The following is a 22,994-nucleotide window of genomic DNA, read 5'->3' as shown; positions in this document are numbered from 1 at the left end:
CGATACCGGAGCCTCGGCATCAAGCAGAGCCACCAGTTCCACGGTTCTCGGGAAGAGTTGCTCTTTGCCGCACTTGAGATCGCCAATAGAGGACGCTTGCATCCGCCATCGATTGACCTGATTTTGAAGTGAGGATTCAGTCACAAGACGTCGATTCTTTTTAACTAGATGTACAGTGGCTCAAAGATAGCTTGTAACATCACACGTTGAACCGGAACTCCACCACGTCGCCGTCCTTCATCACGTAGTCCTTGCCCTCCATGCGCACCTTGCCGGCGGCCTTGGCATCGTTCATCGAGCCGGCAGCGATCAGGTCATCGAAACTCACGATCTCTGCCTTGATGAACCCGCGCTGGAAGTCGGTGTGGATCACGCCCGCGGCCTCGGGCGCCGTCGCGCCGACCGGGATGGTCCAGGCACGCGTCTCCTTCGGCCCGGCCGTCAGGTACGTCTGCAGGCCGAGGGTGGAGAAGCCCACGCGGGCCAGCTGGTCCAGCCCGGACTCGTCCTGCCCGGCCATCTCCAACATCTCGGCGGCCTCCTCCTCAGAGAGCTCCACGAGGTCGGACTCGAGCTTGGCGTCCAGGAACACAGCGTCGGCGGGGGCCACCAGATCACGCAGCTCCTGCTGCTTGGCCTCGTCCCCCAGCACACCCTCGTCCGAGTTGAACACGTAGATGAACGGCTTGGCGGTGAGCAGGCTCAGCTCGCGCAGCCGGTCCATGTCCAGCTTGTCCTTGTCCTTCGCCGCGAAGATCGTCTCGCCCCGCTCCAGCACCGCGAGCGCGGCCTTGAGCGCCTCGAGGTCGGCGGGCTCCTTCTTCTTGCCCTTGACCTCCTTCTCGACGCGCGGGATCGCCTTCTCCACGGTCTGCATGTCGGCGATGATCAGCTCGGTGTTGATGGTCTCCATGTCCGAGGCCGGGTCCACCTTGCCGTCCACGTGGACGACGTCGCCGTCGTCGAACGCGCGCACCACCTGGGCGATCGCGTGGGCCTCGCGGATGTTCGCCAGGAACTGGTTGCCCAGGCCCTCCCCCTCGGAGGCGCCCTTCACGATGCCCGCGATGTCCACGAAGGACACCGTGGCCGGCAGGATGCGCTCGGAGCCGAAGATCTCGGCCAGCTGGGGCAGCCGCTCGTCCGGCAGGTTCACCACGCCCACGTTCGGCTCGATCGTCGCGAACGGGTAGTTCGCCGCGAGCACGGTCTGGCGCGTCAGCGCGTTGAACAGGGTCGACTTGCCCACGTTGGGCAGTCCCACGAATCCGATAGTCAAAGCCACGGAGCCACTCTACCGGGGCGCCCGGACACGACGACGGCGCCGCACCCCCACGCGGAGGTGCGGCGCCGGCGTCGTCGGTTCAGCCGATCAGCGGCTCAGGCGGTCACTCGCCCGAGGGCTGCTGCGGGGCCTCGACCGCGGCGGAGTCCTGCACGGACTCCTGGCCGGCGACCTCCTGGCCCTCCACCTGGTCGGCGGCGGAGTGCTTCACCTGGATCTTGCGCGGCTTGGCCTGCTCGGCCACGGGGATGCTCAGCACGAGCACGCCGTCGCGGTAGTCGGCCTCGATGCGGTCCAGGGCCAGGCCCTGGCCCAGGGTCAGCTGGCGGGCGAACGTGCCGGACGAGCGCTCCCGGGTCAGCCACTGGCGGCCCTCGGAGGCGGCGGCCTCCTTGCGCTCGGCGCGGATGGTCAGGGTGCGCTCCTCGACGTCCACGTCGATCGACGCCGGGTCCACGCCCGGCAGCTCGACCTCGGCGACGAAGGCGTCGCCCTCGCGGTACAGGTTCATGGGCATGGACGCGGTGCCGGTCGCGCGGGTCGTCAGACCGTTCACCAGGCGCTCCATCTCACGGAAGGGACGCTCCATCTCACGGAACGGATCGATGGGACGGGCCATGTCGGTTCACTCTCCTCGGGAGTCGGGTGGGCGCCGCTGACACCGCGGCGTCTGATCACCACAACAGCACGCCCAGCGAACCTATTCCAGAAATCTGCGTGAACTCCGCTCAACTTTCTGAGGGACAGCCCGCACGCTGCGGCTCGGCCCCACCCATGACATTCGTCATGGCGCATTCCTGACGTCTGCCGCTCCCGCGGGGCGCGCCCCGCGGCGAGGCTGGAGCCATGAGCAACGCACCCGCACTCGCAACCCGGGGACTCACCCGCCGCTTCGGACCGGTCCGGGCCGTGGACGGCGTGGACCTCACCGTCCCCGCCGGCGAAGTCCTCGCCCTCCTCGGGCCCAACGGCGCCGGCAAGACCACGCTGCTGGACATGGCCCTGGGCTTCAGCCCGCCCTCGGACGGCACGGTCCGCATCCTCGGCTCCGACCCCGTCGCCGCCGTCCGCCAGGGCCGGGTGGGCGCAGTGCTGCAGACAGGCGGCCTGCTGGAGGACCTGAGCGTCCGCGAGACCGTGGCCATGGTGGCCGGCTGCCACCGCCGCCACATCGGCGTGTCCGCCGCCCTCGAGCGCGCCGGCCTCACCGGGCTGGCCGGCCGCCGAGTGAAGAAATGCTCCGGCGGCGAGCGCCAGCGGCTGCGCTTCGCCCTGGCCCTGCTCACCGACCCCGAGCTGCTGATCCTGGACGAGCCCACCGCGGGCATGGACGTCCGCGCCCGCCACGACTTCTGGGACACCATGCACGCCGAGGCGGACCGGGGCCGCACCATCGTGTTCGCCACCCACTTCCTCCCCGAGGCCGAGGACTTCGCGGATCGGATCGTCCTGATGCGCGAGGGCCGGATCCACGCGGACGGCACGCCCGCCGAGCTCGCCACCGGCGGGTCCGTCACCCTCACGGGCCGCTGGGCCGGCGGCGGAGGCGATCCGGACGCGCCCGCCCGCCTCGCCGCCGCCCTGGGCCTGCCGCGGGACGCCGTCCAGCTCGAACCACAGCACCTCTCCCCCGGCCGCCTGCGCGTGCGCGTCCCCGCCGGGGGCCGGGTCACCGGCGACGACGTCGCCCGCCACCTGCTGAACGAGCGCCTCGTCGAGGACCTGGCGATCACCCACGCCTCCCTCGACGACGTGTTCCTCTCCCTGACCGACGCCGGCCAGTCGGCACCCTCCGAGCCGCAGGAGTCCCTCGCATGAGCACGACCACCACCGCCCCCGGCCGCCTGTTCGGCTATGCACGCCGCGAGTTTGTCCGCAACGTGCGGATGATCGAGGGCTCGTTCTTCATCGTCGTCCTCCCCGTGGCGCTCTACCTCATGTTCGGCGCGCTCTCCGACTGGGGAGACCTCCCCGTCGGCCACGGGAACGCGTCCGCGTACACCATGACCGGCATGGCCGTGTACGGGGCGGTCATGGCCACCACCTCGATCGCCGGCTCGGCCGCCGTCGAGCGCCAGTCCGGCTGGGGCCGCCAGCTCTCCCTGACCGCGCTCACCCCGGGCGCCTACCTCGCCGGCAAGTGCCTCGTGGCCCTGGCCATGGCCGCCCTGCCTGTGCTCGCCGTGCTCGCCGCGGGCGCGCTCACGGGCGCGGAGCTCGACGGCCCGCTGCGCTGGCTCACGACGGGCGCCCTCGCCCTGGTGTCCTCGCTGCCGTTCGCCCTGTTCGGCCTGGCGGCCGCCCTGCTCTTCCGTTCGGAGGCCGCCGTGTCCGCGGCGTCGGGCATCCTGGTGGTGTTCGGCTTCCTCGGGAACCTCTTCGTCCCGCTCTCGGGGATCATGCTGGACATCGGGCGCTTCACTCCGGTGTACGGGGCCGGCGCCCTCGCCCGGTGGCCGCAGATGGAGGGAGAGAGGGCGCCGATGGGAACGGAACCCGCCGCCGCGGACCCGCTGTGGCTGCCGATCGTGAACCTGCTGGCCTGGACCGCCGTGTTCGCGGTGGTCTGCCTGCTCGCCTCCCGCTCCCGGACGGCCCGCGCATGAGCCCCGCCGGCGGACCCCCGGCGCCGGCCCGCCCGACGGTCGGCACGGCGGAGCACGACCCCGCCGTCCTGCCGCTGCACCTGTGGCCGTCCACGATGGGGTTCGCCGGGGTGTGGCTCATCAGCTTCGGCTTCGTCCTCGTCGAGCTCCTCCGCCGGGCGTTCACTCCCGGGGACGGGCGGGGCGAGGCGATCCTGGGGGTGGCGGCCATCGCGGTCTTCATCCTCGTCTACCTGGCCGCGTTCGTGGTGCCGCGCCCGGTGCGCGCGTGGCCGGCCTGGGCCAACACGGTCCTCACCTGGTTCGTGCTCGCCGGGTGTGTGGCCGTGCTGACCCGGATCCTGGGCGTCCACGCCCTGCTCTACTCCCCCTTCCTCGTGGCGACGTGGATCTTCCCCCACCGGCTGCGCGTGGGCCTGACCGGCGCCGGGGCCACGATGGCCGCGGCGCTGGCGACCGGGCTGCTGTTCTTCCCCGGCGATCCGGCCCTGCCCGTCGTGCTGGGCAACCTCGCCGTCCTCCTGGTGGTGCTGGTGGGCATGCGCCTGGCGATCGCCCGGGACGACCGGGTCGTGGAGATGACGCATGAACTCGACCTCGCCGGCCAGCGGGAACGGCTCGGTCGGGATCTGCACGACATCCTGGGCCACTCCCTGACCACCATCAACGTCAAGACCCAGCTCGTGCACCGGCTGATCGACACGGACCCCGCCCGGGCCAAGGAGGAGGCCGCCGAGGTGATCGCCCTGTCCCGCACGGCCCTCGCCGAGGCGCGGGCCGCCGTCGCCGAGCTCGCCGCCCCGGAGCTGGGTGGGCAGCTCTCCCTCTCCGTGGGGGCGCTGCGGGACGCCGGGATGGCCGTCGAGGCCCCGCCGCCCGGCGCGGTCACCGAGGTGCCGCAGCGTCGCCGCGCCCTGGCCGCGTGGATCGTGCGCGAGGCCGTGACCAACGTGCTCCGCCACGCCGGGGCCCGCCGGGTGCGCATCAGCCTGGACGCCCACCACGTGGCGGTGCTCGACGACGGCGCCGGGCTGCCGGCCGCCGTCGTCGCGGGCGTGGGCCCCCGCACCCTCGCCGAGCGGGCGGCCGCGGAGGGCGCGCGCCTCGAGGTGGGGCCGGGGCTGGGCGGGGCCGGCACCGGCGTGGCCGTGCACTGGGGCGGGACCACGCCGGAGGCCGCGCGCGGGGTCCTGCCCGCCACCGAGGGCAGGATGGACGCATGAGAGAGTCAGCCGACCCGGCCCCGTCCCCGGCGTCGCCGCCCGCAGCCGGTCTCGGACCCGGGGCTCCGCTGCGCCTGCTGCTGGCCGACGACCAGGCGCTCGTGCGCGGTGCCCTGGCCGCCCTCCTGGACACCGAGCCGGACCTGACCGTCGTCGCCCAGGCGGCCTCCGGGGACGAGGTGGCGGACGCGGTCGAGACCCATGACGTGGACGTCGCGCTGCTGGACATCGAGATGCCCGGGGTGGACGGGCTCGAGGCCCTGCGCCGGATCCGGGACCGTGGCCTGGGCTGCGCCGTGCTGATGGTGACGACCTTCGGCCGTCCCGGCTACCTGGAACGTGCCCTGGCCGCCGGGGCCCGGGGATTCGTGGTCAAGGACACCCCGGCCGAGCAGCTCGCCGACGCCGTGCGCGCGGTGGCCCGCGGCGAGCGCGTGGTGGATCCCTCGCTCGCGGTGGACACCCTCGCGGCGGGTCCGAGCCCGCTGACCCCGCGGGAGGTCGACGTGCTGCGCGAAGCGCTCACGGGGGCCTCCGTCCGGGCGATCGCCGGGCGCCTGCACCTCTCGGCGGGCACGGTGCGCAACCATCTGAGCGCGGCAATCGGCAAGACGGCCACCAGCACGCGCGGCGAGGCCGCGACGGTCGCCCGCGACCGCGGGTGGCTGTAGGGGCGGCTCAGCGGAGGAGCTCAGGTGAGATGCTCGAGCGCCGCACGGAACGCGGCCTCGGCCCGGTCCCCGAAGGGCACGAACAGCACCTCCTCGACCACGTCGCCCACCTCGTCCGCCATGGCGTGTGAGGTCTCGACGGCGATGCGCGCGGCGTCGTCCATGGGCCATCCGTAGACGCCCGCCGAGATCGCCGGGAAGGCCACCGTGCGGGCGCCCAGCTCGCGGGCCACCCGCAGGGACTCGCGGTAGCACGAGGCGAGGGTGTCGGACTTGTCGATGGTCTTGGCCCACACCGGGCCCACCGTGTGGATGACCCAGCGCGCGGGCAGGCGCCCCGCCGTCGTCGCCACGGCCTGCCCGGCGGGCAGCCCGTCCGGCAGGTCGGTCTCGCGCAGGCGGCGGCACTCGGCCAGGATCTCGGGACCGCCGCGCCGGTGGATGGCGCCGTCCACGCCTCCGCCGCCGAGCAGGGTGGAGTTGGCGGCGTTCACGATCGCGTCGGCGTGCGTGGCGGTGATGTCCCCGGGGGCGATGCTCAACTTCATGCCGGCCACCGTAGGCACGAGCGCCCCGGCCGGGACAGGTGCGGCGGGCCGGCGCGCGGTAGCGTCGGGGACGTGAGCCAGACTCCTGAGACCCCCGTGACCCCGCCCACCCACGAGATCCTCCCGCTGGTCTCCCTGGCCGTGGACCACGTGTTCGACACCCTCACCCGGCAGGCCGTGTTCGACCCGACGATCCTCGCGGTCACCGCAGACGGCGCCCGCGGCATGTGGACCCTGCCCGACCTGGCCCCGGAGCAGGCCGCCGCCGAGGTCGGCCGGATCCAGCCGCTCCCCCAGCGCGCCGTCGCCGTGTTCGACGGCGAGGTGCAGACCCCGCAGGGCCCGCGCCCGGCCGTGGCCGTCGAGGCGTTCGACGCCGGCGCCGTGCAGTCCGTCCGCCTCGTGTTCGAGTACGTGCCCGGCATCCCCGGCACGGAGATCACCGGCCGGATCGAGGGCGAGCCGCACATCGTGGCCAACGGCCACAACCCCCTGTTCGGGCAGATCAGCTGAGTCCGGGGTCAGATTGCCCGGGCGCCCGACGACGGCGCGCCGCCCCTTAGCGTGTCCGGCCCCGGTGGGACAGTGGTCGGCATGGACTTCCTGACCCTCGTGATCACGCTGGCCCTGGGGCTGCTGGTGGGCGCCGCCGTGGGCGCATGGCTGATGTGGCGCCGCATGGACGGGGCCGCCGACGGCTCCGCCGGGGCCGAGCTGGATGCCCTGCGCCGCGAGCACGCGGCCGTCCGGGAGGAGCTGGCCGGGGCCCGCGCCGAGTCCCGGGCGCTCACCCAGCAGCGTGCGGAGGACGCCGAGCGCGCCCGCACGGACGCCCGGGTGCTGGAGACCCTCGCCCCGCTGGGCCGGCAGCTCGGGGCGCTGCAGGAGCAGGTGGGCGTGCTGGAGCGCGACCGCGCCGCGCAGTTCGGCCGCCTCGGCGAGCAGCTGCGCACGGCCGCCGCGAACGACCGCGACCTGCTGAACCAGACCGCCTCCCTCATGGCCACGCTGAAGTCCACGTCCGCGCGCGGGCACTGGGGCGAGGCTCAGCTGCGCCGCGTGGTCGAGGCCGCGGGCATGCTGCACCACGTGGACTTCTCCGAGCAGACCACCATGACCGGCCGGGACGGCGAGCGCCTGCGCCCGGACCTGCTCGTCTCCCTGCCCGGCGGCAAGACCCTCGCCGTGGACGCGAAGGCCCCCATCGGGGACGCCCTGGCCGCCGGGGCCCTCGCGGAGGAGCCCGGAGAGGAGGCGGCCGAGCGCCGGGCCGCGCTGAACGCCCGGCACGCCGCGGCCGTGCGTCGCCATGTGGACGCCCTCTCCGCCAAGGCGTACTGGACCGGGCTCGAGCGCTCCCCCGAGCTGGTGCTGTGCTTCCTGCCCGCGGAGTCCCTTCTGGCCGCCGCCCTGGACGCGGACGGCGCCCTGCTGGACCACGCGTTCTCCCGGAACGTCGCGCTGGTGGCGCCGGTCTCCCTGCTCACCGCGCTCAAGTCCGTGGCCTATGCCTGGCGGCAGGAGCGCCTCGCGGAGAACGCGCAGCTGATCGTCTCCGGCGCGCGCGAGCTCTACGACCGCCTCGGCACCATGGGCTCCCACCTGGACAGGATGGGCGGCTCCCTGCGGGCCGCCGTGGACGGCTACAACCGGCTGGTCGGCAACGTCGAGTCCCGCGTGCTCCCCGCCGCCCGCACCCTCCGCGAGGCGGACCCGGGGCTGCCCGCCCTCGCGGACGTGCGCAGCGTGGACAACGCCCCGCGCCCGCTCACCGCGCCGGAGCTGGTGGACGGGGACGGACCCGTGGACGAGGGCTGGACCCCGGCCGGCTCCGCGGCCGCAGAGGATCGCCCCGAGCCCGCCCCGGCCTTCGAGGAGTCCCCCCTCTGGGAGGACGACGAGTGGACCGAGGACGCCGCCTGGGACACGGACCGCCGCACCGCCTGAGCCCTGGCCGCCCCCGGAGCGCCCCCCGGGCTCGGCCGTGACACCCGGGCCCGGTCAGAGGTCGGCGAGGGCTCGCAGCGCGCGCTCCGTGAGCTCCTCCATGGTGGAGTCGTTCGCCAGGACGACCCCCTCCTCGTCGGCCTCCAGCGGCTCGAGGGTCGCCAGCTGGCCGGGCAGCAGCGCGGGCGGCATGAAGTGTCGGCGGCGCTCCATGCGGTGCAGGACCTGCTCCGCCGGGGTCTCCACGTGGAGGAACACCACCCGCACGGGGGCCTCGCGCAGCACGTCCCGGTAGGAGCGCTTCAGCGCGGAGCAGGTGACCACGGCCCCACGCGCGGCCACCCCGGAGCCCATCCAGTCCCGGATCCGGCGCAGCCACGGCCCCCGGTCCTCGTCGGTGAGCGGGGTGCCGCCGGCCATCCTGGCCACGGCCTCGGCCGAGTGGAACTCGTCCCCCTCGGCGAACGGCACGCCCAGCGCCTGGGCCAGGCGCTGCGCCAGCACGGTCTTGCCGGAGCCGGACACGCCCATCACCACCACCGCCGTGCCCGCCAGGTCCAGGAGGGCCCGGGCGGGCCCGGCCTGCCCGGTCACTCGGCGGGGCGACGCCGCCCGCCCAGGGAGCGCTCCTCGTCCCCGGCCTGCTTGAGCTGGGCGCGCAGCTCCTTGGGCAGGGAGAAGATGATGTCCTCCTCCGCGGTGACGACCTCCTCGACCTGCCCATAGCCGTAGTCGGCCAGGAGGGCCAGCACGTCCTGCACCAGCACCTCCGGCACGGAGGCGCCCGAGGACAGGCCGACGGTGGCCACGCCCTCGAACCAGGACTCGTCCACCTGGGAGGCGAAGTCCACGCGCTCGGCCCGGGCCGCGCCGTACTCCAGGGCGACCTCCTTGAGGCGCACGGAGTTCGAGGAGTTCGCCGAGCCGACGATGATCACGAGGTCGCACTGCGGCGAGATCCTCTTGATCGCCGCCTGGCGGTTGGAGGTGGCGTAGCAGATGTCGTCCGAGGGCGGGTCCTGCAGGTTCGGGAACCGCTCGCGCAGTACCGCCACGATCTCCAGGGTCTCGTCCACGGAGAGCGTCGTCTGGGAGAGCCAGATGAGGTTGTCCGGGTCGTCCACCTGGACGGTGCGGGCCTCCTCGACGTCGTTGATCACCGTGGTGTGCTCCGGCGCCTCCCCGTAGGTTCCCTCGACCTCCTCGTGGCCGGTGTGCCCGATCAGCAGGATCCGCTTGTCCTGCCGGGCGAAGCGCACGGCCTCGCGGTGCACCTTGGTCACCAGGGGGCAGGTGGCGTCGATGGTCTGCAGGTCCCGCTCCGCCGCCTCGGCGACCACGGCCGGGGACACGCCGTGGGCGGAGAACACGGTGAGCGCGCCGGCGGGCACCTCGTCCAGCTCCTGGACGAACACCGCGCCGCGCTCGGTCAGGGTGTCCACGACGTGCCGGTTGTGCACGATCTCCTTGCGCACGTACACGGGAGCGCCGTGGTGCTCCAGGGCCTTCTCCACGGCGACGACGGCGCGGTCCACGCCGGCACAGTAGCCGCGGGGCGCGGCCAGCAGGACGCGCTTGTCCCCGGCCACGGGCGCGGCGGCCTCGACCTCCTCGCGGGAGCGGCGGGTGCGGGGCACCTGCGGCATGCCGAGGCCGACGGTGGACGGGGCGGAGGCGGTGGGAACGGACATGCCGTCCATGCTATCGGCCCGTGTGCGAGCCGGTCCCGCTGGGACGGGTGCGGGCCAGTCTGCGGCGCACGGGCCCGGCAAGGACCTCGATCGCCATGAGCACCAGACCCGCCAGCAGGGCCACCGTGCCCCACGTGGTCAGCCCGCCCAGCCAGGGCGCCAGGACGTCCGCGACCGCGGGGCGGAACGCGGCCTCCGCGGCCCGTGCCAGCGCGGCCACCCCGCCGGTGGCGCCGTCGGGCGCGGCCAGCGACCACCGGGAGGAGTCCACGGCGGACGAGGCCAGGAGGACGGCCAGCAGCACCGTGACCCCGGCGACCGCGAGGGCCAGCCCGCGACGGCCCCGGCGGGCGAGCAGCAGGGAGGCGACGAGCGCCAGGACCGAGCCGCCGGCTGCCCACCGCCAGTGCGCGGACGCGTCCACCCAGCGCGCCACCGTGGCCCGGTCCGTGCCCGCGAGCGCGTCCACCCGGACGGTCATGGTCAGGTCGGTGCTGTCCCGCAGCTCGGCGGCGCGGTCGTAGAGGGGCTTCACGAGGGTGTCCGCGGCCCAGGTGCCCACGTCCACGCCGACGATCGCCTCGACGATCGACTGCCCCGGCAGGTTCAGCTGATCGGAGCGCAGCCGCGTCTCCAGGTCCCCGACGGCCGAGGCGACGCCGGACTGGGCGACCGGCCCGAAGGGGATGCGGAACTCTCCGCCGGGAGCGTGCTCCCCGCCGTCACGGGCGCGCTCCAGGTCCATCAGCCAGGCCCGGCGGGCCTCGTCCGCGGTGTCCGCGAAGCCGGTGGCCACGTCCGGGTCCTTGGCCACGTCCTCAGCGATCGGGCGCACGATGTCCTGGGCCAGCTGGGTGAGCGGGGCAGGGACGGACTCGGGGACGGCGCCCTCGATCGAGTCGGTGACCGCCCGGGGCACGGCCGCGCGGACGGCGTCGTCGGCGGCGATGCGCTCGGCCACCTGCCGCACGGTGTCCGGCTGGTGGGCCGTGCGGTCCACGAGGGCGCCGGCGGTGGCGAGCACGGCCAGCAGCGCCGCGAGGACCGCGGAGAGCAGAGAGAGCAGGGAGCGCATGGGCCGCCTTCCACGGGTCAGGGGCCGCACGCGGAGGGCTCCGGCGCGGCGGGTTACGGTGTCCGAGGGTAGTGACAGACTCTGGACGCAGGCCCGGGGCGAGCGCCCCGTGTCAGGAGCGGACCCCCGCCGCGGGGGCAGGACGAGGAGCAGGAGGCCGCGTGGAGGAGAGCGCAGCGCGTGAGGAGGGGACCGTCGTCGTGCCCGCCACGGCCTCGGAGACGTCCCCGGAGCGGCCCTGGCCCCTGCACCGGCTCTCCGAGAACCTGAAGCTGCACATCGAGCGCGCGCCGGCCACGTGGATCGAGGGCCAGCTGATCGAGCACAAGAACAACCGCGGCAATCTGTACATGACGATGCGGGACCTCGAGGAGGAGGTCTCCCTGCCGCTGACGGCCTGGCGCGCGGTCGCCGCGGGCATCGACCCGTCCGTCCAGCAGGGCTCGCGCGTGGTCGCGCGGGTGAAGCCCAACTTCTGGGTCAAGGGCGGGCGGCTGTCCATGGTGGTGCAGGAGATGCGCCCCGTGGGCCTGGGTGACCTGCTCGCCCGCGTCGAGCTGCTGCGTCGCCGCCTGGCCGAGGAGGGGCTCACCTCCCCCGCCCGGAAGCGGCAGCTGCCCGTGCTGCCCGGGGTCATCGGCCTGATCACCGGGCGGGACTCGGACGCGCTCAAGGACGTCGTCCGCAACACGCACCTGCGCTGGCCGGCGGCGGTGTTCGAGGTCCGCGAGGTCGCCGTCCAGGGCCCGGACGCTCCGCGCCAGGTGGCGGCGGCCCTCGCCGAGCTCGACGCGCGGCCGGAGGTCGAGGTGATCGTGATCGCCCGCGGCGGCGGGGCCCTGGAGGAGGTCGTACTGCCGTTCTCGGATGAGGCCCTCGTGCGCGCCGTGGCCGCGGCCCGCACCCCCGTGGTCTCGGCCATCGGGCACGAGGCGGACCGGCCGGTGCTCGACGACGTCGCGGACCTGCGCGCCTCCACCCCCACGGACGCCGCGAAGCGCATCGTCCCGGACGCTGCCCAGGAGTCCGTCGGCATCCGCGAGGCCCGGCTCCGGCTGGCGGGGGCGGTGGAGCGCCGCGTGCGCGGGGAGGCCGACGCTCTGGCCGCCCTGCGCTCCCGGCCCGTGCTCGCCCACCCGCACGTGATGGTGGACACCCGCACCGAGGACCTCGGCCGCTGGCAGGAGCGGGGCCGGGTGGCCCTCGGGCACCGGCTCGCCCGGGAGGCGGACGCCGTGTCCGCGCTGCGGGCACAGGTGCGCGCGCTCTCCCCCCAGCAGACCCTGGACCGCGGTTACGCCGTGGTCCAGCATGCGGGCCACGTCGTCCGCCGCGCGGAGGACGTCACCCCCGGCGACGACCTGGACGTGCTCGTGGCCGCCGGCCGGATCGAGGCCTACGTCACGGACGTCACCCCCGTCGAGACCCCCAGCCCCACCCAGGAGGACGCATGAGCGAGCAGGAGCAGCAGGGAACGGCCGTCGGGGGGTTCACGTCCGCCGACACCTCGGACGTGGCCCGCATGAGCTACGAGCAGGCGCGGGCCGAGCTCGTGGAAGTCGTGGGCCAGCTGGAGGCCGGTGGCGCCGGCCTCGAGGAGTCCCTGGCCCTGTGGGAGCGCGGGGAGGCGCTGGCCGACCGCTGCCAGGCCTGGCTGGACGGCGCCCGCGCCCGCCTCGACCAGGTGCGCGGCGAGGCCGCCCCCGACGCCGACTGACCCCGCCCCCACTTTCGTTCGAGAAACGGCGGCCTCCGCCACGCTTTCGTTCGAGAAACGGCGGGGGCGGGGGCCATCGGCCCCCGCCCCCGCGCGACTCGCGCCCGACGTCGGTCAGGCGGTCTGGTCCTCGTGCTTGCCCTCGCCCAGCTCCTCCACGAGCTTGGCGTTGAAGGCGTCGAGGTCCTCCGGGGAGCGCGAGGTGGTCAGCCCGTTGTCCACGACGACCTCCTCGTCCACCCACTGGGCGCCCGCGTTCTTCAGGTCGGACTCCAGGGACGCGTAGCTGGTCAGACGGCGACCGTCCACGACGCCGGCCTCGATCAGGGTCCACGGGGCGTGGCAGATGGCCGCCACCGGCTTGTGCTGGTCGAAGAAGGCACGCACAAACGCCTGCGCGTCCTTGTTGACGCGCATGGCGTCCGCGTTCAGGGTGCCGCCCGGCATCACGAGGCCGTGGAAGTCCTCGGCCTTGGCGTCCTTCACCGTCGTGTTCACCTCGAAGGACTCGCCGTGATCCCAGTCGGACTGCATCGCGGTGATGGTGCCGGACTCCGGCGAGACGAGCACGGGGGTCGCGCCGGCGGCGATCACGGCCTCCCACGGGGAGGTCAGCTCGACCTGCTCGACGCCGTTGGTCGCGAGGAACGCGACGGTCTTGCCGGTCAGCGGGGCGTTCTGGACAGCGTTCTCAGTCATGGGTCCACCTTTCGGATCGGATCCGGCGCGCCTCTGCGGCGCCCGGCGTTCATGAATTAACTCACCGCGGCCCCGGGCTTGGCAAGGTCCGAGCACCACTGCCCGCCCATCGCGACGACGGCGGCGCTCAGCCCGCCAGCAGGCGACGGCGGGCGGCCGCGACGTCGAAGTCGGCCTCGGGCCAGGTCAGGCCCATCGCCTCGAGGGTCTCGATCATCAGCTCCTGCACGGCCACGCGGGCGTACCACTTGCGGTCGGCGGGCACGATGAACCACGGGGCGTCCGTGGCGTCCGTGCGGTGCAGGGCCACCCGGTACGCCTCCTGGTACTCGTCCCAGAGCTCGCGCTCGTCGAGGTCGCCCGGGTTGAACTTCCAGTGCTTGTCCGCCCGCTCCAGCCGCTCGGAGAGCCGCGCCTTCTGCTCCTCCGGGGAGATGTGCAGCATCACCTTCACCACGCGGATGCCCGCGGCCACGGCCTCGGCCTCGAACTCGCGGATCGCCGTGTAGCGGCGCTCGATCTCCTCGGCCGGGGCCAGGGAGCGCACGCGCTGGATCAGCACGTCCTCGTAGTGGGACCGGTCGAACACGGAGAGCGTGCCGGGCATGGGCAGGTGCGGGCGCACGCGCCACAGGAAGTCGTGCCGCGCCTCCTCCGGGGTGGGCCGCTTGAACGCGTGCACGTCCACGCCCTGCGGGTCCATCTGCCCGACCACGTGGCGCATGATCCCGCCCTTGCCGGCGGTGTCCATGCCCTGCACCACCAGGAGCACGGACGGGGCGGGGAGGCCCCCGTCGGCCTCGCGGGTGGACTGGGCGTAGAGGAGCTCCTGCAGCTGCCCCAGCCGCTCGGAGCGGGCGGCGAGGACGGCCCTGCCCTCCGACTTGCCCCCGTCGAACCCCGGCTTGCCGTGCGGGTCGACGTCGGCGGGCCCGACGGGCGCCCCGTCCGCGCGACGGGCGCGCAGCAGGGTGCGGACGGGCTCGGTGAAGCGGTTCTCAGGCGTGTCAGCCACGGCGTTCCCTCCAGTCCTCGAGGAAGTCCTCGAGTCGATCCAGTGCGATGTCCAGGTCCTTCACGCTCGGCAGGGTCACCAGGCGGAAGTGGTCCGGCTGCGGGTAGTTGAACGCCCCGCCGTGCGAGACGAGGATCTTCTTGGCCTGGAGCAGCTCGATCACGAACTTCTCGTCGTCGTCGATCGCGTAGACCTCGGGATCCAGGCGCGGGAACAGGTAGAGCGCGCCGTGGGCGGGCTGCACGGAGACGCCGGGGATGTCGTTCAGGCGCTTCTGCGCGAGGTTGCGCTGCTCCAGCAGGCGCCCGCCCGGCAGGATCAGGTCCTCGATGGACTGGTACCCGCCCAGGGCCACCTGGATGGCGTGCTGCGCGGGCACGTTGGCGCACATCCGCATGTTGGAGAGCAGGGTCAGGCCCTCGAGGAAGTCCTTCGCGCGGTGCTTCGGGCCGGAGACAGCCACCCAGCCGGAGCGGTACCCGGCCACGCGGTACGCCTTGGACAGGCCGGAGAACGTGAGGGTGAGGACGTCGTCGGACAGGCCGGCCGCGTTGATGTGGCGGGCGCCGTCGTAGGTGATCTTCTCGTAGATCTCGTCCGCGAGCAGCACCAGGTTGTGCCGGCGCGCGATGTCCACGACGCCGTTGAGCACCTCGCGGGAGTAGACCGCGCCGGTGGGGTTGTTCGGGTTGATGATCACGAGGCCCTTGGTGCGCTCGGTGATCAGCGACTCCAGGTGCTCGAGGTCCGGGGCCCAGCCCTCCTCCTCGACGCACCGGTAGTGCACCGCCCTGCCGCCGGAGAGCGTGGTCGCGCCCGTCCACAGCGGGTAGTCCGGGGACGGGACGAGGATCTCGTCGCCGTCGTCCACGAGCGCCTGCAGGACCATGGTGATCATCTCGGACACGCCGTTGCCGATGAACACGTCGTCCACGGAGATGTCCCGGATGCCGCGGGACTCGTAGTACTGGGACACCGCGGTGCGGGCCGAGTAGATGCCCTTGGAGTCGGAGTAGCCCTGCGCGTGGGGCAGGTGCTGGTACATGGCCTGGAGGATCGCGTCCGGCGCCTCGAAGCCGAACGGCGCGGGGTTGCCGATGTTCAGCTTCATGATGCGGTGGCCGGCGGCCTCCATGCGCTGGGCCTCCTCCAGGATGGGGCCGCGCACGTCGTAGCGCACGTTCAGCAGCTTGGAGGACTGGCGGAATTCGCGGGGAGTGCTGGGTGCCATTGGCCCATTCTGGCACCGTCGCCCGTCTGCGGCCGGAAGCGACGCCCGTGCGTCGTCCCCCCGGGGAGCCCCCGCACGCAGGACCGGGGCGGCGTCAGAACCAGGGGTCGGCCGGAACGACCCAGTCCTCCGGGGCGTCCTCCAGCCTCTGGGAGACCAGCCAGTACTGGGCCGCCTCGTCCGCGGGCAGCGCGTCGCCGCCCTCGGTGAGGCGCGCGAGCTCGGCGATGCCGTCGTCGTCCAGGCGGTCCATGACCTCGCCCAGCGCGGACTGCGCGTCGTCGTCCAGGGTCTCGCGCTCGCCGACGACGGCGATCCGCCCCTCCGGCAGGACCCGGTCCGGGTCCTCGAGCAGGACGAGGCCGTTGGGCGGGATGTCCGGGTCGGTGCGGTAGGTCAGCCCGACCTGGGCGGCGTCGGCGACGACGGCGGGGCCGACGTCGGCGGCATCGGTGCGCCAGTCCGCCGGCCGGCAGCCCGCGAAGTCGTCGAGGCGGTGGGCCAGGAGCCCGTCGGAGACGGCCGCGGCCAGCGCCGCGGGGACGGCGAGCGTGAGGTCGCCGCAGCGGCCGTCGAGGTCGTCGATCGAGTCGAGGCCCTCGCGAGAGGCGGTGGTCGCGGTGACCACCGCGGCCAGGCGCAGGGTGCCGGCGGAGTCGGCGAGCACGCGGGGGGACGGACCCGTCGGCGTCGCCGCGGAGCGGGAGGCGGCAGGGGTGGGCGCCGCGGCGTCTGCCCCGGCCGCGACGCGGGACAGGGCGGCGTCCACGACCGCCTGTGCCGCGTCGGCGTCGGCCGCGGGCAGGCCCGAGGCCAGGGGCGTGGGGCTGGGGGTCGCCGACCCGGTGGCGGGCACGCGGGCCGGCGCCGAGGGGTCGATCGGCTCCAGGCTGGACTCGCTCGGGGTGGGGGCGGCGGCGGCACGGGAGGCCGCGGCGTCCTCGGGCTCGGGCGGGAGCACGGCCGCAGGGTCGGCCTGCAGGGCCAGGCGCAGGGTGTCCACCACGGCCACGGTGTCCCCGGCGGCCGCGGACCAGGGGGTCGCGTCACCGGCGTCCTCGAGGGTCACCGGGTGGCCGCGGTGGCGCAGGTGGCGGGCGACGACGGCGGCCACCGCCGAGTCCAGCGGGTCGGACGTGTGCACGACCGTCACGGGCGCGCCGGTCGGGTCCGCCGGGGCCCCGGCGCGCGGGGCGCCGCAGCCGGACAGCGCCAGCGCGAGGGAAAGGGCCGACGCGCCGGCGGCGGCGCGAACCCGCGACGTCCGGGGGCGCTCGGCGGGGCGGGTCATCGGGCGGTCCCGGCGGCGTCGTCCGCGGCGAGCCCAGCGAGCGCGAGGGCGCGGTCCACCCAGGCGGAGGTGCGCACGTCCGCGAGCCCGTCGAGCGCGAACCAGGCGGCGTCCACGGAGGAGCCGTCGGCCTCGGGGCGCAGGACGCCCCCGGTCAGGCGCGCGGTGTAGAGGACCTGGACGGTGAGGAGCGGCAGGGGCTCCCCGCGGAGGCGGCGCTCGACGGGGATGGTGCCCGTGGTGACGCCGAGCAGGCCGGTGAGCTCGGCGGTGTGGCCGGTCTCCTCCTCGACCTCGCGGACGCACGCCTCCTCGGGGCTCTCCCCCAGCTCGATGCCGCCGCCGGGCAGGGTCCACACGATGCCGGTGGGGCCGGCCCAGGCGGACATCAGCACACGGCCGTCCTCGACGATCAGGGCGTAGGCCCCGGCACGGGTCTCGAACGGTCCGGGCGCGGTGCTCGCGGCGGTGGGGCTGGCTGCGCTCACGGGGGCTCCTGGGTCCTGGGGAGGGTCCGGCCGGGACGCCGGCCGACGGTCCCGCCAGTCTAGGCGCGGCCTCGCCGGCGGGAGCGGTCCGGCCCGACGGGCGCGGCCCGGCTGCCGCACGGTCTCCCGCCCGCGGCGAACAGCGGACCGGCCCGGCATCCGCGTGGCTACGCTGGGAAGTCCCGCCCGACCCCGCCACCCCCGCCCGCCCCGCACCGCCACCTGAGAGGAGCCGCCCATGGCCGAGGACGCCCCCGCCCTCCTGGCCGGCCGCGACCCGCTGGCCGCGGTCGAGGCGCTGCTGGCGGCCGCCCGCGACGACGCCGCCCTCCCGCTCCCCGCGGGCTCGGACGCCCCGTCGCTGCGGGAGCGCGCCCTGGAGGCGCTGCTGCGCGAGGACCCGGCGTCCGCCGCCCGGGCCGCGGAGGACGGGCTCGACGCTCCCGGAGGCCAGGACCCCGCCCTGCGCCTGGCCCTGCTGCGCCTGCGGGCCACCGCCGCCGCCCATGCCGGTGACGAGCCCGCGCTCGAGGAGTGGACGGCCCGCCGCGCCGACCTGCTGCGCCGCCTCGGCCGGCCCCGGCAGGCGGACCTGGAGGTCCAGCTCGGGGCGAGCCTGCTCCGCGAGCCGGACGCGTTCGAGGCCACGGTGCTGGCCGGCGTCGCCGAGGACGAGCGCGGGCGGATCACCGCGGACCCGGCCGCGCTCGAGGACACCGTCCTCCCGGACGCCCTGCTGGCGCTGTGCGCGCAGCGGGTCCAGGCGCACGACCTGGACGCCGCCCTCGAGGCCGCCGAGGAGGCCCTGGCCGTGATCCGCGCACAGGAGACGGCCGGCGTCGTCCTCGGGGAGGCCGCCGAGCCGCACGCCCTGCTGATGCTGGCCCGCCTGCACCTGTGGCGGGAGGAGCACCGGGCCTCCGACGACGCCGCCCGCGCCGTCCTCGCCCGCCCGTGCGCGGCCGTGGTGCGCGCCTCGGCGACGCTGGTGCGTGCCCTGGCGGCGCACGGCCAGGACCGGCCCGAGGCTGCCCTGGACTTCGCCCTGCGCGCCGCCGAGGCCATGAGCCGGGCCGGGCTGCGGCGCGGGGCGGCCTCGGCGGCGGCGCTCGTGGGGCGGGTGGCCGGGGCCCGCGCGGACCGGCAGGACCTCGCGGTGGCCGCCTGGGAGCTGTCGTGCGTGCATGCGGAGAAGGCGGAGGCGCCCGAGGCGCCGTCACTCGCCTACTGGTGGGCGCACCAGCTGCTGATCGCGGGGCGCGCGGAGGAGGCGGAACCGGTGCTCACCGCGCTGGTCCGCCGGGAGGCCGCCGCGGGCGACGAGGCGGCGCAGGCCCGCGCCCTCGTGGACCTCGGCCACGCGTGCCACGAGCTGGACCGCCCCTCCGAGGCGCTGCCGCTGTGGCGGGAGGCCGCGGAGCTGTTCACGCGGCGCGGCCACCACGCCGACGCCGCCCACACCCTCCTGGCCGCCGGCGCCCTGTGCCACCGGGACCCGCACGACGCCGCCCACGCCGGCGCCCTCGACCTGTTCGAGCAGGCCGTGGACGCCGCCCGCCGGTCCGAGGGCGACTCCGCGGTGCTCGCCTCCGCCCTCCACGCCCTCGGCTACCTGCGCTGCGAGACCGGCCGGGGCGACGGCCTGGAGCTCATCGACGAGGCCATCGCCCTGGCGGAGGGCTCCGGCGCCGCCTGGCAGAAGGCCGACTACCTGGACACGCGCGCCCGTTCCCTCTGGGCGCTCCACCGGGGCGACGACGCCGTGTCCGCCGCGCTGACGTCCGCGGACCTCTTCACCGACGCCGGCGACCCCTCCGGCGCCGCGCAGGCCGAGCTCTTCGCCGCCCACGTGGTCGCCGAGGACGGGCGCCCCGAGCAGGCGGCCACCCTGTTCCGGCTCGTCAGCGAGTCCACCCACTCCGACCTCGTGCGGCTCGGGGCGCTCACCGGGCTGCAGCAGTGCCTGGCGGCGCTGGGCGAGCACGCCGAGGCCGACCGGGTGCGGGCCGACGCCGACGCCGTGCGTCGGGCCCTGGGCGGGCGGGACTAGCGGGCCGACCGCCGGGCCGCGCGGACCGCGGCCGGCAGGTCCGGGGCGGCGGCCAGGGCCAGCGCCGTCACGTCGGCGCGGGCGCGGAGGGCCTCCTCGTCGACGACGCCGCACGCGTGCCCGGTGAACTCCGCCGCGAGCGCGGCCGTCCGGCGGGCCCGCTCCGGGTCGTGCGACGGGCCGGGGACGGCGGCGTCGGCGGCGGCCACGGCCAGGTGTCCCACCAGCACGGCCCAGTCGTCCACCCGGTGCCCCGGACCCAGGCTGTCCGGGTCCAGGACGCCCACGATCCGGTCCGTCCCCGGGGCGAGCAGCAGGTTGTCCGGGTGCAGGTCCCCGTGGACGGGCACGCGGGGCCCGGGATCGGCGGCGGCCAGGGACTCCTCGAGCCGGCGGGCGCGCTCGCGGAGCTCCTCGGCGGCCCCCGGGTCCAGCAGCGTGCCGGCGCGGACGGCATGCGCGAGCAGGGCGGACCAGGCGGGGGTGCGGGAGGGGCCGTCGTCGTGGGCGGCGAGGGCATCCGGGAGGGCGTCGAGCAGGGCCGCGACGGCGGCGGGCGCCGGCTGCGGGGCGTCCGCGCCGAGGCGGGCGCGCCAGGGCTCCCCCGGCAGCGTCCCCAGGGCCAGCACGCCCAGATCCGGCGGCGCCAGCGGCGGCGGGACGGGCAGCCCCGCGGCGCGGGCGGCGAGGAGCCGGCCGTGCATGCCGTGCAGCCGGGCCGGCGGCAGGACCTTGAGGTGGAGCGAGGAGCCGGGCTCGTCGGGCCGGGCGGGGACGGCGTCCAGGGGGACGCGGAGCACGGCCCGCTCCCCCGGCCGGTAGGCGACCCAGGCGGGCTCGCCGGCGCGGCCGAGGCCGGGCAGCCAGGCGTCGAGCCGCTCGTGGTCGAGGGCCAGGTCCAGGCCCGGCAGGGCGGGGTCGTGCGGGAGCAGCCACCAGCGGGTGCCGTCGGGCAGGCGGCCACGGCCGCGGCGGCGCGGAGCCGGTCCCGACGCCGGGACGGGCGGGCCGGGCGGGCCGGGCACGGCGACCGCGGGCTCGACAGGACCGCGCAGGACGAGGACCCGCTCCCGGGCCACGCCGGCGCCCGGCGGACCCTCCAGCAGGACCACGGCCAGGACGTGGGAGACCGTGCCGTCGAGGTGCAGGGTGGTGCGGGAGGCCCCGGTGCGGACCGCGCGCCGGCCGGTGGCGGCCAGCGCGGCCGCCAGGCGCCCGGGGTCCGGCGTCAGGACGGGCCGCCCCGGCTCAGGAGGCGCGGCGCCGGGCCAGCACGCCGTCCAGGTCCAGGACGACGGCGCGCGCGGCCGGCTCGGGGATCTCCACGACCTCCGCGGACGCGGCCTGCTCCTCGGCCTCCGGGCGGGTGGCCACGGCGTCGTCCTCCGCCGGGTACTCGGCCTGGGCCTCGGCGGCGGGGGCCTCCGGGGCGTCGAGGTAGGTGGGACGCGGGACCTCGGGGATCACGATGCCGCCGAGCGGGATCCGTGGCGCACGGCGGCGCTGCAGGGCGTCCACGACCACGGGCACCGGCTCCGCGGCGGGCTCCTCGTCCTCGGCCTCGTCCGTCAGGGACAGCGCGGCGGCCAGGACGCGGCGGTCCCGCTCGGGATCCGGGACCACGGGCAGCTCGTGCGTGTCCAGGTCCTCCTCCGCGAGGTTCGGCTCGTCCGCGTCGTCGGCGAGGTCGTCGTGGTGCTCGCGCTGGTCGCGGGCCGCGAGCACGCGCAGGCCGACGACGGCGCCCACGGTCACCAGCAGGGACCAGCCGGCGAGCCCGGCGGTGGGCAGCCCGGCGAGGGCGCAGAGCGCGGTGACCAGCGCGACGGCCAGCGCGCCGACGCCCACGAGGAACAGCGACGCACGGTCCCAGTGCACGTGGAACCCCGAGTCGGCGTGCCCCGGCTCCGCGTCGAGGCGGGCGTCCTCACGGGGCGACGGCGTCTCGGTCATGGCGGTCCTTCCGGGGCGGTGGGGTCGGGCGCCGGTCCCGTGGGGGCGTCGACGCGTGCAGGGCACCAGCCTAGCGGCCCGACGGCCCCGGGACGTCCCCTGCGACGCCCGGCGTATGCGCCGTGTCACGCGGCTCCGCGGTGCCCGCGGCGGCCTCTCGGCGGGCCAGCCAGCGCGGCAGCAGGCCCTCGGGGACCTCCTCTGCGGTGACGGCGAAGCTCAGGTGGTCGCGCCAGGCGCCGTCCACGTGGAGGTAGGCCCGGCGCAGGCCCTCCTCCCGCAGCCCGAGCTTCTCCGCGACCCGCAGGCTCGCGGTGTTCTCCGGCCGGATGTTGACCTCCACGCGGTGCAGGCCCAGCCCGTGGAACGCCCAGTCCGTCGCCATCGCCACGGCGGTCGGAGTGAGCCCGCGCCCGGCCTGCCGGCGGTCGATCCAGTAGCCCACGGCACCCGACATCACGGACCCGTGCTGCACCCCGCCCAGGCTCAGCAGCCCGATGAGCCGGTCGCGGCCGGGGGCGTCGTCGTCGAGGGCCATGCCCCAGGTGTAGGAGGTGCCCGCGCGGGCCTGGCGGTGCTGCCAGCGGACCATCTGCGCGAAGCTCGCCGGCGCCGCCCCCGGCACCGGGCTGGTGGCGTCCCACGGCGTGAGCCAGTCGCGATTGGCGGCGCGCTGCTCCTCCCACGCCCGGCGGTCGCCCCGGCGCAGGGGGCGCAGCGTGAGCGTGCCGTGGCGCAGGGCCACGGGCCAGAGGGAACCGGAGACGTCCATGCGCTCGATCCTAGGCTCCCTGCGCCGCCGGTCCGGGCGGCATGATGGGCCCATGCCCGCCGCCGCCCCCGCCCCGCACCCCGACGACGCCGCCGCGGCCCTCGCGAGCACCGAGGCCAAGGCCGCGCTGCGGACCCGGCTGCGCGCCGCCCGTCGCGGCCTGGACCCGGCCGTGCGCGCCCGTCAGGCCGAGGCCGCGGCCGAGCACCTCTGGACCTGGCTGGGCCCGCACCTGGAGGAGCGGACGGCGGACGGCCCGCCCGTGGTGGCCACGGTGCTGCCGATGCCCACGGAGCCGGACACCGGGCCGGTGCGGGAGCGCGCCCTGGCCGCCGGGGCGCGCGTGCTGGTCCCCGTGATCGAGCCCGGACGGCACCTGAGCTGGACCGCCTGGAGGCCCGGCGTGGCGGTGGCGCGCGCCGCGAACGCCCCCCTCGACGAGCCCGTGGGCCCGCGCGAGCCCGGCTCCGTCCTGGACGGCGCGGCCCTGGTCCTGATGCCGGGGCTGGCCGTGGACCTCACGGGCGCACGCCTGGGCCAGGGCGGCGGGTACTACGACCGGTTCCTGGCCACCCTCCCCTCCTCCGTGACGACGGTCGCCTTCGTGCACCCGTCCGAGGTGCTGGAGCCGGGCGTCATCCCCCTCGAGCCGACGGACCGCCCCGTGGACGGTGTGCTCACCGCGGACGGCCTGCTCTGGTGCGAGCCCGCCTCGGCCGGCCCGCAGTAGCA

24 protein-coding genes are annotated in these 22,994 nt (G+C 75.6%); 10 read left to right on the top strand and 14 right to left on the bottom strand.

Translation table 11 applies throughout. The features are described from left to right. Positions 1-199 precede the first annotated feature (199 nt). Both ychF and KW076_RS05920 read right to left on the bottom strand, forming a co-directional pair. The gene (ychF, locus tag KW076_RS05925) at positions 200-1,285 is read right to left on the bottom strand and encodes a redox-regulated ATPase YchF (RefSeq protein ID WP_224356656.1); all 1,086 of its coding nucleotides are present in this window, start codon (positions 1,283-1,285) and stop codon (positions 200-202) included. A 103-nt stretch (positions 1,286-1,388) separates the two neighbouring features. Continuing rightward, positions 1,389-1,904, bottom strand: coding sequence for an Hsp20/alpha crystallin family protein (locus KW076_RS05920; RefSeq protein ID WP_224356655.1), 516 nt, complete (start codon positions 1,902-1,904; stop codon positions 1,389-1,391). A 227-nt stretch (positions 1,905-2,131) separates the two neighbouring features. On the opposite strand from KW076_RS05920, the gene KW076_RS05915 reads away from it, so the two are divergent. Genes KW076_RS05915 through KW076_RS05900 form a run of 4 tightly spaced genes read left to right on the top strand, consistent with a single transcriptional unit; the run spans position 2,132 to position 5,785 of the window. Next, positions 2,132-3,103 carry an ABC transporter ATP-binding protein gene (locus tag KW076_RS05915; RefSeq protein ID WP_224356654.1) on the top strand — a complete coding sequence of 324 codons (972 nt, stop codon included), beginning with the start codon at positions 2,132-2,134 and terminating at the stop codon, positions 3,101-3,103. Beyond that, the gene (locus KW076_RS05910; protein ID WP_224356653.1) at positions 3,100-3,891 is read left to right on the top strand and encodes an ABC transporter permease; all 792 of its coding nucleotides are present in this window, start codon (positions 3,100-3,102) and stop codon (positions 3,889-3,891) included. The genes KW076_RS05915 and KW076_RS05910 overlap by 4 nt, the downstream gene beginning before the upstream one ends. Further along, on the top strand, positions 3,888-5,114 hold the full coding sequence (locus KW076_RS05905; protein WP_224356652.1) for a sensor histidine kinase: 1,227 nt from the start codon (positions 3,888-3,890) through the stop codon (positions 5,112-5,114). Before KW076_RS05910 ends, KW076_RS05905 begins: the two co-directional genes overlap by 4 nt. Further along, positions 5,111-5,785, top strand: coding sequence for a response regulator transcription factor (locus KW076_RS05900; RefSeq protein WP_180535928.1), 675 nt, complete (start codon positions 5,111-5,113; stop codon positions 5,783-5,785). The genes KW076_RS05905 and KW076_RS05900 overlap by 4 nt, the downstream gene beginning before the upstream one ends. A gap of 20 nt (positions 5,786-5,805) precedes the next feature. Here KW076_RS05900 and KW076_RS05895 read toward each other — a convergent pair whose 3' ends face one another. Next, entirely contained in the window at positions 5,806-6,333 is a 528-nt protein-coding gene (locus KW076_RS05895) for an O-acetyl-ADP-ribose deacetylase (RefSeq protein ID WP_224356651.1), read from the bottom strand. A 72-nt stretch (positions 6,334-6,405) separates the two neighbouring features. On the opposite strand from KW076_RS05895, the gene KW076_RS05890 reads away from it, so the two are divergent. Together KW076_RS05890 and KW076_RS05885 are read left to right on the top strand one after the other, a co-directional pair. Then, positions 6,406-6,846, top strand: a complete 441-nt coding sequence (locus KW076_RS05890; protein ID WP_224356650.1) for a hypothetical protein — start codon at positions 6,406-6,408, stop codon at positions 6,844-6,846. Between the two features lie 81 nt (positions 6,847-6,927). Continuing rightward, positions 6,928-8,280, top strand: a complete 1,353-nt coding sequence (locus KW076_RS05885) for a DNA recombination protein RmuC (protein WP_224356649.1) — start codon at positions 6,928-6,930, stop codon at positions 8,278-8,280. 54 nt (positions 8,281-8,334) lie between these two features. Here KW076_RS05885 and KW076_RS05880 read toward each other — a convergent pair whose 3' ends face one another. From KW076_RS05880 to KW076_RS05870, 3 genes are read right to left on the bottom strand one after another with little or no spacing between them, the layout of a single operon-like run. Continuing rightward, entirely contained in the window at positions 8,335-8,811 is a 477-nt protein-coding gene (locus tag KW076_RS05880; RefSeq protein ID WP_224356796.1) for a gluconokinase, read from the bottom strand. Positions 8,812-8,870: 59 nt separating this feature from the next. Further along, positions 8,871-9,971, bottom strand: coding sequence for a 4-hydroxy-3-methylbut-2-enyl diphosphate reductase (locus KW076_RS05875; protein ID WP_224356648.1), 1,101 nt, complete (start codon positions 9,969-9,971; stop codon positions 8,871-8,873). A 10-nt stretch (positions 9,972-9,981) separates the two neighbouring features. Beyond that, the gene (locus KW076_RS05870; protein WP_224356647.1) at positions 9,982-11,046 is read right to left on the bottom strand and encodes a hypothetical protein; all 1,065 of its coding nucleotides are present in this window, start codon (positions 11,044-11,046) and stop codon (positions 9,982-9,984) included. Positions 11,047-11,207: 161 nt separating this feature from the next. On the opposite strand from KW076_RS05870, the gene xseA reads away from it, so the two are divergent. Together xseA and KW076_RS05860 are read left to right on the top strand one after the other, a co-directional pair. Beyond that, positions 11,208-12,500, top strand: coding sequence for an exodeoxyribonuclease VII large subunit (xseA, locus tag KW076_RS05865; protein ID WP_224356646.1), 1,293 nt, complete (start codon positions 11,208-11,210; stop codon positions 12,498-12,500). Next, positions 12,497-12,763 carry an exodeoxyribonuclease VII small subunit gene (locus tag KW076_RS05860; RefSeq protein ID WP_224356645.1) on the top strand — a complete coding sequence of 89 codons (267 nt, stop codon included), beginning with the start codon at positions 12,497-12,499 and terminating at the stop codon, positions 12,761-12,763. Before xseA ends, KW076_RS05860 begins: the two co-directional genes overlap by 4 nt. A gap of 114 nt (positions 12,764-12,877) precedes the next feature. On the opposite strand, the gene KW076_RS05855 is transcribed toward KW076_RS05860, so the two are convergent. The 5 genes from KW076_RS05855 to KW076_RS05835 form a co-directional block, all read right to left on the bottom strand. Beyond that, the gene (locus tag KW076_RS05855; protein ID WP_224356644.1) at positions 12,878-13,462 is read right to left on the bottom strand and encodes a type 1 glutamine amidotransferase domain-containing protein; all 585 of its coding nucleotides are present in this window, start codon (positions 13,460-13,462) and stop codon (positions 12,878-12,880) included. Positions 13,463-13,589: 127 nt separating this feature from the next. Beyond that, complete coding sequence (locus tag KW076_RS05850) at positions 13,590-14,477, bottom strand: PPK2 family polyphosphate kinase (RefSeq protein WP_434084363.1); 888 nt, start codon at positions 14,475-14,477, stop codon at positions 13,590-13,592. Continuing rightward, the gene (locus KW076_RS05845; protein ID WP_224356643.1) at positions 14,470-15,708 is read right to left on the bottom strand and encodes a pyridoxal phosphate-dependent aminotransferase; all 1,239 of its coding nucleotides are present in this window, start codon (positions 15,706-15,708) and stop codon (positions 14,470-14,472) included. Before KW076_RS05845 ends, KW076_RS05850 begins: the two co-directional genes overlap by 8 nt. Before the next feature lie 94 nt (positions 15,709-15,802). After that, positions 15,803-16,999, bottom strand: a complete 1,197-nt coding sequence (locus KW076_RS05840) for a glycine betaine ABC transporter substrate-binding protein (RefSeq protein WP_224356642.1) — start codon at positions 16,997-16,999, stop codon at positions 15,803-15,805. After that, positions 16,996-17,487: an NUDIX hydrolase gene (locus tag KW076_RS05835; protein WP_224356641.1), complete on the bottom strand. Its 492-nt coding sequence runs from the start codon at positions 17,485-17,487 to the stop codon at positions 16,996-16,998. The genes KW076_RS05840 and KW076_RS05835 overlap by 4 nt, the downstream gene beginning before the upstream one ends. A gap of 238 nt (positions 17,488-17,725) precedes the next feature. Here KW076_RS05835 and KW076_RS05830 point away from each other — a divergent pair, with 238 nt between their 5' ends. Then, positions 17,726-19,537: a hypothetical protein gene (locus KW076_RS05830; protein ID WP_224356640.1), complete on the top strand. Its 1,812-nt coding sequence runs from the start codon at positions 17,726-17,728 to the stop codon at positions 19,535-19,537. Here KW076_RS05830 and KW076_RS05825 read toward each other — a convergent pair. The 3 genes from KW076_RS05825 to KW076_RS05815 all read right to left on the bottom strand — a co-directional run bounded on the left by KW076_RS05825 (position 19,534) and on the right by KW076_RS05815 (position 22,262). Next, positions 19,534-20,649: a phosphotransferase gene (locus KW076_RS05825; protein ID WP_224356639.1), complete on the bottom strand. Its 1,116-nt coding sequence runs from the start codon at positions 20,647-20,649 to the stop codon at positions 19,534-19,536. The genes KW076_RS05830 and KW076_RS05825 overlap by 4 nt on opposite strands. Positions 20,650-20,785: 136 nt before the next feature. Next, positions 20,786-21,490, bottom strand: coding sequence for a hypothetical protein (locus tag KW076_RS05820; protein ID WP_224356638.1), 705 nt, complete (start codon positions 21,488-21,490; stop codon positions 20,786-20,788). A 70-nt stretch (positions 21,491-21,560) separates the two neighbouring features. After that, positions 21,561-22,262 (bottom strand): GNAT family N-acetyltransferase, encoded by a 702-nt coding sequence (locus tag KW076_RS05815; protein WP_224356637.1) that lies wholly within the window; start codon positions 22,260-22,262, stop codon positions 21,561-21,563. 52 nt (positions 22,263-22,314) lie between these two features. Between KW076_RS05815 and KW076_RS05810 the strand changes: the two genes are divergently transcribed. Beyond that, the gene (locus KW076_RS05810) at positions 22,315-22,992 is read left to right on the top strand and encodes a 5-formyltetrahydrofolate cyclo-ligase (protein ID WP_224356636.1); all 678 of its coding nucleotides are present in this window, start codon (positions 22,315-22,317) and stop codon (positions 22,990-22,992) included. Positions 22,993-22,994: the final 2 nt, after the last annotated feature.

It is taken from the genome of Micrococcus porci (assembly GCF_020097155.1).
GTDB lineage: Bacteria > Actinomycetota > Actinomycetes > Actinomycetales > Micrococcaceae > Micrococcus > Micrococcus porci.
Note: the sequence above shows the minus strand (reverse complement) of the source record. Positions and strands in the feature narration are given on the sequence as shown.